The organism is Pseudarthrobacter woesei (assembly GCF_055412745.1).
In genome coordinates this window covers 376,605-391,082 of record NZ_JBVAYU010000002.1, presented here as the reverse complement: position 1 = coordinate 391,082, position 14,478 = coordinate 376,605, and the positions used below count along the sequence as shown (strand labels likewise).

Genomic DNA, 14,478 nt, shown 5'->3' with positions numbered 1-14,478 from the left:
TTGGGTGCCTTCTGTCAAGAGCTGGCGCGGTATTAAACTGTGGCCGGAGCCGGCGAAGCAGCCGGAAAACGGCCGGAAAGCGGGCGAAAATCACGCTGCAGGCGGGCTGTCCGGGAAGAGAAAGTAGGCTGGGAGTGAAGCAGCACCACTTCACAGCAAAGGGCGGGTCATGGCCAAAGGAATCTACGTCAGCGCGACTACACCGGGCTCCGGCAAATCACTTATAGCCCTGGGCCTGGCGGACACCCTGCACCGGCATGCGGACCGGATCGGCTTCTTCAAACCGGTGGTCAACGGCCAGGACGCCTCCTCGGACCCGATGGTGGCCCTGATGAAGACCCGCTTCGACCTCGACGACGACCGCTGCCGCGGCGGCCTCACCTTCGCCGAAGTCCGCAGCCTCCTCGCCGAGGGCAAACGCGAGGAAGTCGACTCCCGCTGCGTGGAGATCTTCGCCGAGATGGCCCGGCACTGCGACGTCGTGATCGTGGAGGGGACCGATCTGACCGGCCAGGACGCCGCCGTCGAATTCGATCTCAATGCCCGGCTCGCCAACAACCTTGCCGCCCCGGTGGTCGCCGTCGTCGGCGCGAAGGGCCGCACCGTTGCTGAAACCGCGGACGCCGTCGAGGTGGCCCGCAAGGAACTGCTCGCCGAACGCTGCGCGCTCCTGGCCATCATGGTCAACCGCGCGGACCCGGAAGATCTGGAGGCCATCGCCGCGGCGGTCCGGCCCGGCGCCTCCGGTCGCCCCGTGTACGTTTTGCCGGAGCTGGAGGCGATCGCCCGGCCCACCACCGGTGAGGTGGCCGCGGCCCTGGGGATCGGCCAGGTGGCCGGGCTGCCGGATCTGGAGCGCGATGTGCACTCGGTCAAGGTGGCCGCCATGAACGTGGCCAACTTCCTGCATGTGCTCGACGACGGCGCCCTGGTGATCGTTCCCGGCGACCGGGCCGACGTGCTGGTGGCCTGCCTCGCGTCATCGTTCTCGCCGGAGTTCCCGGTGCCCTCCGCGCTGATCCTGACCGGCGGACTGGCCCCGGACCCCACCATCTATTCCCTGCTGGCGCAGGCGCCGTTCCCGATCTTCGCCGCCCCGGACGATACCTACGTCACCGCCAAGCGGGTCTCCGAGGTGCGCAGCGAGATCTGGTCCGGACACCGCCGGAAGGTGGCCTCCGCCCTGGGTCTGTGGGCTAAGAGGGTGGATGAGGCGGAACTGCTGGAACGGCTGCACCTGCCGCGGCCGGAGCGGATGACGCCGCTGCGCTTCCTGCACGACCTGATCGAACGGGCCAGGTCCGAACGCCGGCACATCGTCCTGCCGGAGGGCACGGACGTGCGGATCCTGCGCGCCGCCGAAATCCTGCATCGCCGGGATGTCTGCGAGCTCACCGTGCTGGGCCGCGAGGCCGACGTCCGCGAACTCGCGGCCACGCAGGGCATCGACCTCAACGGCATCAACATCGTGGACCCGGCCACCTCGGAGCTGCGGCGGGGCTTTGCCCAGAAGTACGCGGAGCTGCGGGCGCACAAGGGCGTGGACCTGGCCAAGGCGCTGGAGGTCATGCAGGACGAGAGCTACTTCGGCACCATGATGGTCCAGCTCGGTGTGGTGGACGGCATGGTCTCCGGCGCCGCCCACACCACGGCCCACACCATCCGTCCGGCGCTGGAATTCGTCAAGACCCGCGACGGCGTCAAGATCGTCTCCTCGGTGTTCCTGATGCTGATGCCGGACCGGGTGCTGGTCTACGGCGACTGCGCCGTGAACCCGGAGCCCAATGTGGAGCAGCTCGCGGACATCGCGCTGGCGTCGGCGGAAACCGCAGCCCAGTTCGGCGTCGAGCCGCGGGTCGCGATGCTCTCCTATTCCACCGGCGGCTCCGGCGCCGGGCAGGCCGTGGACGCGGTCCGCCAGGCGACCGAGCTGGTGCGGTCACGCCGTCCGGACCTGGCGGTGGAAGGGCCTATCCAGTACGACGCCGCCGTCGACGCCGCGATCGCCGAGTCCAAGATGCCGGGCTCCTCCGTGGCCGGGCAGGCGACGGTCTTTATCTTCCCGGACCTTAACACCGGCAACAACACCTACAAGGCGGTCCAGCAGTCCTCCGGTGCGGTCGCCGTCGGACCCGTGCTGCAGGGGCTGCGCAAGCCGGTGAATGACCTCTCCCGCGGCTGCACGGTGGAGGACATCGTGAACACCGTCGCCATCACCGCGATCCAGGCCCAGTCCGCCGAAAAGCACTCCGGGTTGGCGCCCGCGGACGCCCCGTCCTCGGCTGCCCGTGCCTAGTCAGCTGTTTTCCGGCTTCGCCGGGCTGTCCGGATCTTCCTGCTGGGCGGGCTCATCGGACAGGCCGGCCGGTGTGAGATCCAGGTCTTCCAGATTCTCGGGGGCCTCGGGGGCTTCTCCGGTCTCGGCGGCCTTGGAGTTTCCCGTGTCGTCCAGGGCCGGGTTCGCGCCCTCGACGCCGGTGGGATCCGGCTTCCCTGACCCGCTGGCCGGCTCGGTGCCCTCCGGCTGGGTGCCCTCCGGCTCGGTGCCCTCCGGCTGGGTCGCTTCGTCAGTCATGGAAATCCCTTCGTGAATGGTCCAGTTGGTCAGCCGACTCTAGGCGCCCGCCGCGGCTTTCGCAACGGATTGGCGGCACTGTCCGCCCGGCAATTTATAGTGGTTCCCATGGAGCGCTCCGCCAGGCTCCGGCGTGATTCCAGTCCCGACGCGCCCTCCGGGGTCAGCGCCGAAGCCAAGGCCTAGGAGGCCCCATGCTCGTGCTCGTCATCAACGCAGGCTCGTCGTCGCTCAAGTACCAGGTCCGCGACGTCGAGGCCGGCAGTGTGCTCGCCGAAGGGCTGGTCGAGAAGATCGGGATGGGCAACGGCGGCGACGGTGACGGTGAAATCGAGGGCCCGCGGGACCACGCGGAGGCGCTGGAACAGGTCGACGCCGCCCTCCACCAGGCGCTGGGGGGCCGTGCCCTCGACGCCGTCGGGCACCGCGTGGTGCACGGCGGGGAACGCTTCGCCGAGCCGGTGCTGGTCAACAACGAGATCATCCGGGCGATCGAGCGGCTGAACCCGCTGGCGCCGCTACACAATCCCGCCGCCGTGCTGGGCCTCCGCGCGATCGCCAGGAAGTGGCCGGAACTGCCGCAGGTGGCCGTCTTCGACACCGCGTTCCACCGCACCCTTCCCGAGCATGCCTGGCGCTACGCGGTCCCGGACGAGCTCTACACCAACCACGGGATCCGCCGCTACGGCTTCCACGGCACCTCCCACGAGTACGTCGCGCACCGGGCCGCGGCCCTGCTGGACGTTCCGGTGGAGGAGTTCGACGCCGTGATCGCCCACCTGGGCAACGGCGCCTCCGTCACGGCAATCCGCGGCGGCGAGTCCGTGGACACCTCGATGGGCTTCACCCCGCTGGAGGGCCTTGTCATGGGCACCCGCTCGGGCGACCTGGACCCGTCCATCCTCGTCTTCCTCGGCCGGGCAGGCTGGTCCCCGGAGGACCTCGATTCGATGCTCAACCGCCAGTCCGGGCTCAAGGGCCTCGCCGGCAACAACGACATGCGTTCGGTGGTGGAGGCCGCGGAGGCCGGCGACGCCAAGGCAGCCATGGCACTCGCGGTTGCGTCCTACCGGCTCGCGAAGTACATCGGCGGCTACCATGTGGCGGTCGGCGGGGCGAAGGCCCTCGTCTTTACGGCCGGGATCGGCGAGAACTCGCACCAGTTCCGCACCCTCGTGGCGGATCGGCTGGGCGCCCTGGGCGTGCAGCTCGACGCCGGACTGAACCGTGAGCGGTCCAGGGAACCCCGGGTGGTTTCCACGCCGTCGTCGGCGATCCAGGTGCTCGTGGTACCCACCGACGAGGAACGTGCGATCGCCGAGGCCACGGCCGCCGTCGTGAATCACCCGTCAATTGCTCCGTAACCTTCCCAACTAGCTCGCAGCAGGGGCCGTTTTGAGCGCCCAGAACGGCCCCTGCTGCGACTCGGATGGGCGACGGGTAGCGTTGGGGGCATGAATCCCAGGCCCTTTCCTCCGCTGCCCATCCGCACCGAGCGGCTGGTGCTGCGCCGCTTCGAGGCCGCGGACCTGGACACCTTCCACGCCTACCAGTCGCTGCCGGAAACCGCGCGCTTCCTGCCGGGGGAGGCGAAGAGCTACACCAAGTCCATGGAGTCCGTGGGCAAGTACGCCAACTTCGTCTTCGAGAAGGAGGGCGACTGGGTCTGCCTGGCCATCGAGGCCGCGGAGGCCCCCGGGCTGCTCGGCGAGGTGGTGCTCAAGTGGCTTCCCGGCTGCGGACAAGGCGAGATCGGCTGGAGTCTGGCCCCGGCAGCGCGCGGCCGAGGCATCGGTACGGAAGCGGCCGCGGCCCTGCTGAAGCTCGGCTTCGAGGAGCTGGGCTTCCACCGGATCGACGCCAAGCTCGACGCACTCAACACGGCCTCCGCGGCATTGTGTGAACGCCTCGGCATGCGGCACGAGTCCATCCAGGTGGACAAGTGGCACTACAAGGGCCAGTGGGCCACCGAGGTGGTCTACGCCATCCTCGCGGACGAGTGGAAGTCCCGGCAGCCAGCCTAAGACTCGGCGATTCGCCAAAGATGGCCGCTATGGAGGTTCCCGGGCTCCGGCGCGACGCTCCCGCCCAGTTGCTTCCATTCGCACCTGGCCGCACCCGCGGAATCCCGCGGTTTCTGGTCGCTGAAACGGGACCCTGCGCCGAGTAACTGGGATGGAGCGTCGCCGCGGGACGAAAGGATGCAAGGACGAACACGGAAAGCCCGGCCACTGAGCATGCTCAGCGGCGGGGTTCGTGGTTGGGCCTGGGCAGATCCTTCGGGACATGGAAACCGATGATGCGGCCACGATGTCAATGATTCGCCAAGAATGGCCGCTATACGGGTCCCATAGCGGCCATCTTTGGCGAATGGGCCACCGCCCGGCGCGGGCGAGCCAGCCGGGACCATCGACTGCTCGGTGACTGCCCCCATAGGGGTTGAACATGGCTGTGACGGAGCCGTGCCCAGCCCCGCTACTTCAGCCCGGCCCCCGGCAGCAGCTCCGTGGCAGCCAGGGAATCGGCGACGAAGGCGTAGTCCCAGGCCCGTTCCTTCCACTGCACGTAGCGGCCGGAGGCGCCGCCGTGGCCGCCTTCCATCTCGATCTTCATGACGATCGGCTCGCTGCCGGTATTCAGCTCGCGCAGCTGCTGCACCCACTTGGCGGGCTCAACGTAGAGCACCCGCGTGTCATTAAACGAGGTCACAGCGGCAATCTTGGGGTACGCCACCTTCCGGACGTTTTCGTACGGTGTGTAGGACTTCATGTACGCGTAGACCGCCGGGTCTGTGATGGGATTTCCCCATTCCTCCCACTCCAGCGCGGAGAGCGGCAACTCGGGGTCCAGGATGGTGGTCAGGGCGTCCACGAACGGGACGGCCGCGACGATCGCCGCGTACTTTTCCGGCGCGAGGTTGGCGACGGCGCCCATCAGCAGGCCCCCGGCGGAACCGCCCATCGCCGCGATCCGGGCCGGGTCCACCCAGCCGGACTGCGCCAGCCAGTCGGTGGCCGCGATGAAGTCCGTGAAGGTGTTCTTCTTGTACAGCTTCTTTCCGGTGTCATACCAGTGCCGGCCCAGCTCGCCGCCGCCGCGGATGTGGGCGATCACGAACACGATGCCCCGGTCCAGCAGGGACAGGCGGGGGATGCCGAAGCCCGGATCCATGCTCAGCTCGTAGGAGCCGTAGCCGTACACCAGGCCCGCCGCCGCCGAGTCGCGCGCAACCGAAGCGTGCCGCAGCACGGACAGCGGGATCCGGGTCCCGTCCGCGGACACAGCCCATTCCCGGGTGGCCACGTAGTCGGACGGGGAGTAGCCGCCGAGCACCGGGCTTTCCTTGCGCAGCAGCAGTTCGCCCGCCGGAAGCTCCGCCGTCGGCAGCACAAAGTCGTAGACCCGCGACGGCGTGAAGTAGGAGGTGTAGCCCATCCGGATCAAGGGGGCCTCGTAGTCCGAGCCCGCGACGCCGGCGGTGTACAGCTCCTCGTCGAAGGCGGGCTCCACCGGCGCGCCCTGTTCCGGCGTTCCGAGCCCGGCCAGCGGCAGGACCTGGACACGTTCGATCGTGTCCTTGCGTACCGAGACCACCAGGTGCGTGGACGTAACGCCGGCGCCGTTGACCCGCACCTGATCGGAATGTTCGACGACGGTGGTCCAGTGCTGCTCGGCGAGCGGCTTGGCGAGTTCGGCCGGGTCCACAAGCGAGACCATGGAGTTGATGGCGTCCTTGTTGTGGCTCAGCAGGAGCCGTTCCTGCGGAGTTCCGGAGCCGTCATCGAGCAGGAAGGGCTCGGCCTCGTAGAGGATGCGCTCGTCGCGGGAGATTACGGTGCTGAGTCCGGCGTCGGGCGCGTCGAAGCGCAGCAGCCGGGTTTCGCTGAACTCCGAGCAGCCGATTCCCAGTACCAGGTGGCGCCGGTCGGCGGAGAGCTCGAAGCCCAGCCACATGGCGACGTCGTCCTCCTGGTAGATCACCTCGTCCGCGCTGACCGGGGTGCCCAGCAGGTGGGATTTCACCTGGTACGGGCGCCAGGAATCATCCACCACGGTGTAGAAGATCCGGCTGCCGTCGGGGGAGAAGGAGATGCCGTAGAAGACGTTCTCGATCACGTCCGGCAGGAGTTCCCCGGTGCGGAGATCCTTGATGCGCAGCGTGAACCGCTCGTCTCCGGCGTTGTCCACGGCGTAGGCGTAGAGGTTCCCGTCGATGGTCACGGCGGCGCCGCCGATGGCGAAGAAGGGCTTGCCCGTTGCCTCGAGGTTCCCGTCGAGCAGGATTTCCTCGCCCGGAATTGCAAGGCCGACCTCGACGGCGGGGGGAGTCCAGTCCGCCACGCGGTCCCCGGTGTCCCGGGCGCGGAGGCGGCACTGGATGCCGTATTCCTGGCCCTCGACCGAGCGGGTGTAGTACCACCAGCCGTCCTTGCGGTTGGGGACGGAGAGGTCCGTCTCCTGGGTGCGGCCCTTGATTTCCTGGAAGATGGCCTCGCGCAGCGGCTCCTGGTGGGCGGTCACCGTCTCCTGGTAGGCGTTTTCGGCCTCGAGCAGTTCAACGACTTCCGCCGATTCCCTGTTGCGCAGCCACTCGTAGTTGTCCTCGAACGAGTCGCCGTGGTGCGTGCGGACGGTGGGAACTTTCTTGGCGACGGGGGGCTGCGCGGGAGTCTGGGTCATGGCTCCAATCTACCGTCAGGCGCGCCGGCACAGGGTTCCGCGGCTGTGTCCCGGGGGCCTCAGTTCCCGTTTTGCAGGTTGTTGGCCGCCACGTAGTCCCCGAGCGTCCCCGAGCCGAGCGCTGCGGCCACCGCGGCGGTGGCGGCGGGGTCCTGCACGACGATCGACTGGCCGTCGCGGCTTGTGCCGGTGCCGGCCGTGGGAAGCGTGAAGAACACGCCGCTGCCGGGAGGGGTGCTGCGCAGGCTGAAGGCGAGCCGTTCCAGGGTTTCCAGGGTAAGTCCGGGATCCACCGTGACGTGCGGCAGTACCGTCGTGACCAGTTGCCGGGCCGTGGCGCGGTCCGCCAAAACGCCCTCAGTGGCCACCTTGGCCAGCACGGACTTCAGGAAGATCTGCTGGTTCCGGACACGCTGGTAGTCGCCGTCGGCGAAGGCTTTGCGCTCGCGGACGAAGTCCAGGGCCAGGGCACCGTTGAGCCGGTTCACGCCTGGCGCGAAGTAGTGCCGGGACTCAATGGTGCCGGTGAACGGCCGCGTCACGTCGACGTCAATTCCGCCGACGGCGTCCGTCAGGGCGGCAAAGCCTTCGAAGTCGACCATAACGGTGTGGTCGATGTGCGTACCGAACAGCGCCGCCACGGTCTGGGTCATGAGGGGTAGCCCGCCCACCTCAAGTCCGGCGTTGACCTTGGCCGCGCCGCGCCCCGGGACGTCCACCCACAGGTCCCGCATGATGGAGATGCCGTAGACGCTCTGCCGGTCCGCCGGGAGATGGATGAAGACCAGCGTGTCGCCGCGTTGGTCAGAGACGTTGCCGGCGGCTGCCTCCGCCCGCGCGTTCACACGGCTGTCGCTGCCCACCAGCAGGATATTGAGAGCGACGGCGGGGGGATCCGGCGTCGGCGTCGGGGTGGGGGCCGGCGTGGCGGGCGTGGTGGCCGGTGCCGGGGCGGTCGACGCGGCGGGAGCCGCGGTCTCGGCCTTCGGGCGGGACAGGACGTACGCTGCGGCCGCGACGGCGATCAGCAGCAGGGCAGCCACGACTGCCGCGATCACGGCACGACGGCGGCGCTTGCCAGCCGGCCCGCCGGGCCGCGGAGCTGGTGAATCTGTTCCTGCTGAATCCGGTGTGGTTCCCATGGGCGGACGCTACCACCCCGCGGCGCCGGCGGAAGGTAGGCGCAAGGTGCACGTCAGCTGTGGCGGCGGGCGAAGCGCAGGATGGTGAGGATGGCGGGGGCCAGCTCATCCTCCATCCGGTGGTACATTTCCTCGCCGCGGCGGTAGGGGTCCACGACGTCGTTGTCGGCTGCGTCCTGCGCCAGCGCGAGGTGCCGGACGGAGGCCGCCCGGGCCGGGAGGGCCCGCCAGAAGGCCGGGACGTCGGTTGGTGGTGGACTGTTGCCGTCCCGCTGCTCAAGGGCTTCGATCATCCGGGCGAACTCGCGGATGGTAAAAGTCCGCTTCAACAAAGAGGCATCCATCTGCATGACTTCCCCGCGGTGCGTAGCGGCCATCGCCAGGACCAGATCGGTATCCCGCAGCAACTGCTGGGTCAGCTGGCGCGCGGCAAAGCCGTCGGGGCTTCCGCCGTAAGTCCTGATCATGTCTGCCGACATCGGCTGGACAGGGTCGCCCACCATGGCCCGGGTGCCGGCGCTCCGCACCCGGAAGGCGCCGGGCCTGACTTGGTCGAGCCCGGTCTGAAGGAGCCGTTCGGCCACCGGCGAGCGGCAAATTTTTCCGGTACAGACGGTCAGAATACGAATGCTTGAGGACGAGTCCAAAAGCTCCTAATTTCCTTTGCCGAGTTCCTTGGCGGCCACGTAGTCACCGAGTCTATCTTCGGTAAGGGCGGCTTTTATCTCCTCGATGGCGGCCATGTCCGGCAGGACGATGGACTGACCATCCGGGGACCTTCCGACGCCGGCGGTGGGCAGGGTGAAGAAGACGGTGTCGCGGCTGCGGAGGTCCCGGAGGCTGAAGGCCAGGCGGCCCACCTCCATGGAGTCCAGGCCCGGCGCGACGCTGAGGTACGGGGAGACGGCGCTGAGAACCTTGGCGAGCGTGACCGGGTTTCCCAGCGTGCCGCCGTCGAACGTCTTGGCGATGACCGCCCGAAGATAGCTTTGCTGGTTGCGGACCCGCTGGTAATCGCCGTCGGCGAACGCATAGCGCTCGCGGACAAATGCCAGCCCCTCGGTGCCGTTGAGGGTGTTGAGCCCTTCGTTGAAAACATAGGTCTTGTCGCCGCGGACCGAGGTGAACGGGACCTTGACGTCCACCTCCACACCGCCCAGGGCATCGGTGAGTCCCTTGAAACCGGCGAAGTCGAGGCTGACCACGTGGTCGATCCGCTGCTGGAGCAGGGATTCCACCGTCTGGACCATCAGCGGGACGCCGCCGAAAGCGAGGGCGGCATTGATCTTGGCCTGGCCGTGGCCCGGAATGTCCACCCAGGTGTCCCGCATCAGCGAAACGCTGTAGACATGGGCGCGATCGGCGGGGATATGGAGCAGCATAAGGGTGTCGGCCCGCTGGTTCGACGCCGCACCGGCCGCGGCCTTGGCGGACGCCGCACCCTCGGCCTTGTCGCGGCTGTCGCTGCCCATCACCAGGATGTTCATCGGCTTCGGCACACCGGCGGGGGTGGCGGGGGCCTGGACCCGGGCTGCTTCCGGCGGGAAGGCTTCCTCGATCTTGGTGGTCTGGGTGTCGTAGATGGTGGCCAGGGAGAACAGATAGGCCCCCATGGAGCCGGGAACCAGCAGGATCATGATCAGCAGGGCTACCAGCAAGACCCGCCTGGACCGCGTCTTGCGGCGCGGCTGGACCCCAGTATCCAGCTGCGCGGGCGCCTTTACGGCCCCGTGCTGCGGTGCAGGTTCGCGGTCTACTTCGAATCGATTCGACATGCGGGTCCTTGGTATCGGTGCAGCTCCCGGCGCCGAACACCGGAAAGTGGAGTTCACTACCGGTGGCGGCGTGATCCAGACGATACCACCAAGGTCCCCGGCAGAACTGGAATTTCCCTGTGACTGGTGGCGGCATGGTGCTTGACGCATCTCCCGACTTCCGCATATCCTGAACGAACGGTCGGTAATTATTTATCGGAAATGCATAGGAGCAACCATGGCATCGCAGACCCTGCAGTCAGTGCCCGGAGAGCCAACATCGGCGCGGCACGGACAGAGCCCCCAAGACGTGGCCCGGCGTGACGCTGAAGGCCAGGCTTACTTCGACAAAGTCATGGCGGATGACTCGCGGATCGAGCCCCGCGACTGGATGCCCCCGGCATACCGCAAGACCCTGCTGCGCCAGGTCTCGCAGCACGCGCACTCGGAGATCATCGGCATGCAGCCGGAAGCGAACTGGATCTCCCGCGCCCCGAGCCTGAAGCGCAAGGCCATCCTGATGGCGAAGGTCCAGGACGAGGCCGGCCACGGCCTGTACCTGTACTCCGCAGCCGAGACCCTTGGCCAGCCGCGCGATGAGATGATGCAGGCCCTGATGGACGGCAAGGCAAAGTATTCCTCCATCTTCAACTATCCGGCCCGGACCTGGGCGGATATGGGAGCCATCGGCTGGATGGTCGACGGCGCCGCTATCGCCAACCAGGTGCCGCTCTGCCGCGCCTCCTTCGGCCCCTACGGCCGTGCCATGGTTCGCGTCTGCAAGGAAGAATCCTTCCACCAGCGCCAGGGCTTCGAGATCCTGCTTGAACTCTCCCACGGCACCCCGGAGCAGAAGGAGATGGCCCAAGATGCGGTCAACCGCTGGTACGCCCCGTCACTGATGATGTTCGGGCCGCCGGATGACGATTCACCCAACTCCAAGCAGTCCATGGCCTGGAACATCAAGCGTTTCAGCAACGACGAACTGCGCAACCGGTTCGTCGGCATGATGATGGAGCAGGTCAAGGTCCTGGAGCTCACGCTCCCGGACAAGGACATCCGTTTCAACGAAGAAACCAAAAAATGGGAGCACGGGCCCCTGGACTGGGATGAATTCCACGAAGTCCTGGCCGGCCGCGGACCCTGCAACGCCCAGCGCCTGGAAAGGCGCCGCGAAGCACACGCCGACGGCACCTGGGTGCGCGAAGCCGCCGCCGCGTACGCGGCCAAACAGAGCCGCAAGCGAGCAGAAAAGGAATCCGCAGCATGAACCCCAACGACGCCCCCGCCACAGCACACGCCGGTAACGTCTGGCCCATCTGGGAAGTGTTCGTCCGCTCCAGCCGCGGCCTGTCCCATGTCCACGCCGGATCCCTGCACGCGCCGGACGCCGTCATGGCACTGCGCAACGCCCGCGACCTGTACACCCGCCGCAACGAAGGCGTCTCCATCTGGGTTGTCCCGGCCGACGCCATCGCCTCGAGCGATCCCGATTCCAAGGGCTCCTTCTTCGAGTCGCCCCAGGGCAAGGACTACCGGCACGCCACGTATTACACCAAGAGCGAGGGCGTGAAGCACCTGTGAGCACAACACCTGAAGCCGCAGCGACGGCAGAAGAAGCAGAAGCGGATACCGGCGGCCACGGGGACATCTCCGTCGGCGTCAAGAGCTCCGGAAACAGCGGCGAGGCCACGGCCAGCGCCACCCGCATCACACCCGGCAACGCCCTCCGCCCCGAGGACATCGCCCTGGCCGTCAGCCGCGGCACCGCCAAGCCGAGCGAAGACGCCGCCGAGTTTGCCCTGCGCCTGGGCGATGACGCCCTGATCCTGGCGCAGCGCCTGGGTCACTGGATCTCCCGCGCACCGGAGCTGGAGGAGGACATCGCCCTCGGCAACATCGCCCTGGACCAGCTGGGCCACGCCCGGTCCTTCCTGAGCTACGCGGGTGGCCTCGACGGCCGGAGCGAGGATGACCTCGCGTACTTCCGACGCGAACCCGAGTTCCGCTCGGTGGAGATCTTCGAACTCCCCAATGGTGACTTCGCCGTCACCATCGCCCGCCAGTTCGTGGTGAGCTACTACCAGTTTGAGCTTTACAGCCGGCTGGCCGCCTCCACCGACGCCACCCTGGCCGGGATCGCCGCCAAGGCCGTCAAGGAGGTGGACTACCACCGCGACCACAGCGCCCAGTGGGTGCTCCGCCTGGCCCAGGGCACCGAAGAGTCCCGGGAGAAGATGATCCACGCCTTCAAGGTCATCTGGCCCTATGTGGATGAGCTGTTCCGCGATGACCAGCTCACCGCCCGCCTCAGCGAGTCCGGTGCCGCCGTCGAGCCTTCCAGCCTGCGCGCGGACTTCGACCGTCTGACCGGTGAAGTTCTCGCCGCGGCGGAACTGGAAGTTCCGAAGGTCCAGCCGGCCCCGGGCGGCGGACGCCAGGGGCTGCACTCCGAATACCTCGGATACATCCTGGCCGAAATGCAGGTGCTCGCCCGCGAGTACCCCGGAGCAAGCTGGTAGCCATGCCTGACACCGACGTAAGCCAGGGAACGGCCACCACGGCGTCCGAGCAGAAGGCCTGGGACATCGCGGCCACGGTCTGCGATCCGGAAATCCCCGTCCTCACGGTTGCGGATCTGGGGATCCTGCGGAACGTCCAGCTGTTCGACGACGGCGGGCAGGTTCCCGCCGTCCAGGTCACCATCACGCCCACTTACTCGGGTTGCCCTGCGATGGACGCCATCCGGGACGACCTCAAATCGGCGTTCGGGCGCGAAGGCTACCCGAACGTCCGGGTCGAGCTGGTGCTGTCCCCGGCGTGGACCACGGACTGGATGACGGAGTCCGGCAAGGCCAAGCTGCAGGAATACGGGATCGCCCCGCCCAGCGGCCACTCCAACGCAGTGCGGCACGCCGGACCGGTCCGGCTGTCCCTCGCCGTCAAATGCCCGCAGTGTTCATCGTTGAACACCAAGGAACTCACCCGCTTCGGTTCCACCTCCTGCAAGGCGCTGTATGTCTGCCAGGACTGCAAGGAACCGTTCGATTACTTCAAAGTTCTGTAAGGAAGCACCCATGCCTGTTGTCCGCCAGACTGCCGCTGAAACGGCCGCCGCCACCGGGCGCCGTCGTGCGTCCTTCCACACCCTGACCGTGGATGAGGTGCGCCGGCTCACCGACGACGCGATCGAGGTGACCTTCGGCGTGCCGAACGATCTCACCGGACAGTTCGATTACCTCCCGGGCCAGTACGTCGCCCTGCGCACCACGCTGCCGGACGAGAACGGCGAGCCGAAGGAGATCCGGCGCAGCTACTCGATCTGCGCCGAACCGCGAAGCTTCGCGGACGGCAGCAGCGAGATCCGCGTCGCCATCAAGAAGGACCTGGGCGGGCTGTTCTCCACCTGGGCCAACGCCGAGCTGAAGGCCGGGGATGTCCTGGACGTCATGAGCCCGATGGGCGCGTTCGTGTCCAAGCACGGCCGGGACGGCAAAGAGCAGAACCTGATGAACTCCATGAACCATCCGGAGGACCTGGCGGGGGATCCCGGCTCCTTCGTGGCAATCGCCGCCGGCTCCGGCATCACCCCGGTGATCGCGATTGCCCGCACCCTGCTGGCCGCCCACCCGGAAACGCGCTTCGACCTGGTCTACGCCAACAAGGCCGCCATGGATGTGATGTTCCTCGAGGAACTCGCGGACCTCAAGGACAAGTACCCCGCCCGGCTCGCGCTGCACCACGTGCTCTCCCGCGAACAGCGGATCGCCCCGCTGCTCAGCGGCCGGATCGACGCCGAGAAGCTCCAGGCCCTGCTGGGCACCGCCATCCACGCCGATGACATCGACGAATGGTTCCTCTGCGGGCCGTTCGAGCTCGTGCAGCTGTGCCGCGACACCCTGGCCGCCCGCGGCGTCAAGCCGGAGCATGTCCGCTTTGAGCTGTTCACCTCGGGCAAACCGGACCGCCCCGAGGGCAACGCCGGGCGTCCCGTCATCGTCGATGAGTCCCAGGCGACGTACAAGATCACCTTCAAGCTGGACGGGCTTCAGGGCGAGGTTGCCAGCCCCACCCACGCCCGCGAATCGATCCTCAATGCGGCCTTGCGGGTCCGCCCCGACGTGCCCTTCGCCTGTGCCGGCGGGGTCTGCGGGACCTGCCGCGCCAAGGTGGTCACCGGTGCCGTCACCATGGACGAGAACTACGCGCTGGAACAGGACGAACTGGACAAGGGCTACGTGCTGACCTGCCAGTCCCACCCGACCACGCCGGAAGTCACGGTCGACTTCGACGTCTAAGCAACGGTGGTCGAGCCTGCGCGAGACCC

The 14,478-nt window shown here is 67.6% G+C and carries 13 protein-coding genes; 8 read left to right on the top strand and 5 right to left on the bottom strand.

The window, feature by feature from the left end; all coding sequences use genetic code 11:
- Positions 1-169: 169 nt before the first annotated feature.
- The gene (gene pta / locus ACZYZE_RS04900; RefSeq protein WP_459317467.1) at positions 170-2,296 is read left to right on the top strand and encodes a phosphate acetyltransferase; all 2,127 of its coding nucleotides are present in this window, start codon (positions 170-172) and stop codon (positions 2,294-2,296) included.
- Here the strand turns inward: pta and ACZYZE_RS04895 are convergent, their stop codons facing one another.
- Positions 2,297-2,575 carry a hypothetical protein gene (locus ACZYZE_RS04895; RefSeq protein WP_463906528.1) on the bottom strand — a complete coding sequence of 93 codons (279 nt, stop codon included), beginning with the start codon at positions 2,573-2,575 and terminating at the stop codon, positions 2,297-2,299. It abuts the gene before it with no gap.
- 194 nt (positions 2,576-2,769) lie between these two features.
- Between ACZYZE_RS04895 and ACZYZE_RS04890 the strand changes: the two genes are divergently transcribed.
- Both ACZYZE_RS04890 and ACZYZE_RS04885 read left to right on the top strand, forming a co-directional pair.
- Entirely contained in the window at positions 2,770-3,939 is a 1,170-nt protein-coding gene (locus ACZYZE_RS04890) for an acetate kinase (RefSeq protein ID WP_459317469.1), read from the top strand.
- A gap of 90 nt (positions 3,940-4,029) precedes the next feature.
- The gene (locus ACZYZE_RS04885; RefSeq protein WP_459317470.1) at positions 4,030-4,599 is read left to right on the top strand and encodes a GNAT family N-acetyltransferase; all 570 of its coding nucleotides are present in this window, start codon (positions 4,030-4,032) and stop codon (positions 4,597-4,599) included.
- A 451-nt stretch (positions 4,600-5,050) separates the two neighbouring features.
- Here ACZYZE_RS04885 and ACZYZE_RS04880 read toward each other — a convergent pair whose 3' ends face one another.
- The 4 genes from ACZYZE_RS04880 to ACZYZE_RS04865 are packed head-to-tail and all read right to left on the bottom strand — an operon-like array spanning position 5,051 to position 10,172.
- On the bottom strand, positions 5,051-7,255 hold the full coding sequence (locus tag ACZYZE_RS04880) for a S9 family peptidase (RefSeq protein ID WP_463906524.1): 2,205 nt from the start codon (positions 7,253-7,255) through the stop codon (positions 5,051-5,053).
- A 59-nt stretch (positions 7,256-7,314) separates the two neighbouring features.
- Positions 7,315-8,397, bottom strand: coding sequence for an LCP family protein (locus ACZYZE_RS04875; protein WP_463906521.1), 1,083 nt, complete (start codon positions 8,395-8,397; stop codon positions 7,315-7,317).
- Between the two features lie 53 nt (positions 8,398-8,450).
- Positions 8,451-9,044 (bottom strand): arsenate reductase/protein-tyrosine-phosphatase family protein, encoded by a 594-nt coding sequence (locus tag ACZYZE_RS04870; protein ID WP_459317473.1) that lies wholly within the window; start codon positions 9,042-9,044, stop codon positions 8,451-8,453.
- A gap of 6 nt (positions 9,045-9,050) precedes the next feature.
- On the bottom strand, positions 9,051-10,172 hold the full coding sequence (locus tag ACZYZE_RS04865; protein WP_459317474.1) for an LCP family protein: 1,122 nt from the start codon (positions 10,170-10,172) through the stop codon (positions 9,051-9,053).
- Positions 10,173-10,389: 217 nt separating this feature from the next.
- On the opposite strand from ACZYZE_RS04865, the gene paaA reads away from it, so the two are divergent.
- The 5 genes from paaA to paaE are packed head-to-tail and all read left to right on the top strand — an operon-like array spanning position 10,390 to position 14,449.
- Positions 10,390-11,421 carry a 1,2-phenylacetyl-CoA epoxidase subunit PaaA gene (gene paaA / locus ACZYZE_RS04860; protein ID WP_463906518.1) on the top strand — a complete coding sequence of 344 codons (1,032 nt, stop codon included), beginning with the start codon at positions 10,390-10,392 and terminating at the stop codon, positions 11,419-11,421.
- Positions 11,418-11,735 (top strand): 1,2-phenylacetyl-CoA epoxidase subunit PaaB, encoded by a 318-nt coding sequence (paaB, locus tag ACZYZE_RS04855; protein ID WP_459317476.1) that lies wholly within the window; start codon positions 11,418-11,420, stop codon positions 11,733-11,735. Before paaA ends, paaB begins: the two co-directional genes overlap by 4 nt.
- A complete protein-coding gene (gene paaC / locus ACZYZE_RS04850; RefSeq protein ID WP_463906515.1) occupies positions 11,732-12,673 on the top strand; it encodes a 1,2-phenylacetyl-CoA epoxidase subunit PaaC in 942 nt (313 codons plus the stop codon). Before paaB ends, paaC begins: the two co-directional genes overlap by 4 nt.
- Before the next feature lie 2 nt (positions 12,674-12,675).
- Positions 12,676-13,218: a 1,2-phenylacetyl-CoA epoxidase subunit PaaD gene (gene paaD, locus ACZYZE_RS04845; RefSeq protein ID WP_463906513.1), complete on the top strand. Its 543-nt coding sequence runs from the start codon at positions 12,676-12,678 to the stop codon at positions 13,216-13,218.
- Between the two features lie 10 nt (positions 13,219-13,228).
- Positions 13,229-14,449, top strand: a complete 1,221-nt coding sequence (paaE, locus tag ACZYZE_RS04840) for a 1,2-phenylacetyl-CoA epoxidase subunit PaaE (RefSeq protein ID WP_463906511.1) — start codon at positions 13,229-13,231, stop codon at positions 14,447-14,449.
- Positions 14,450-14,478 lie beyond the last annotated feature (29 nt).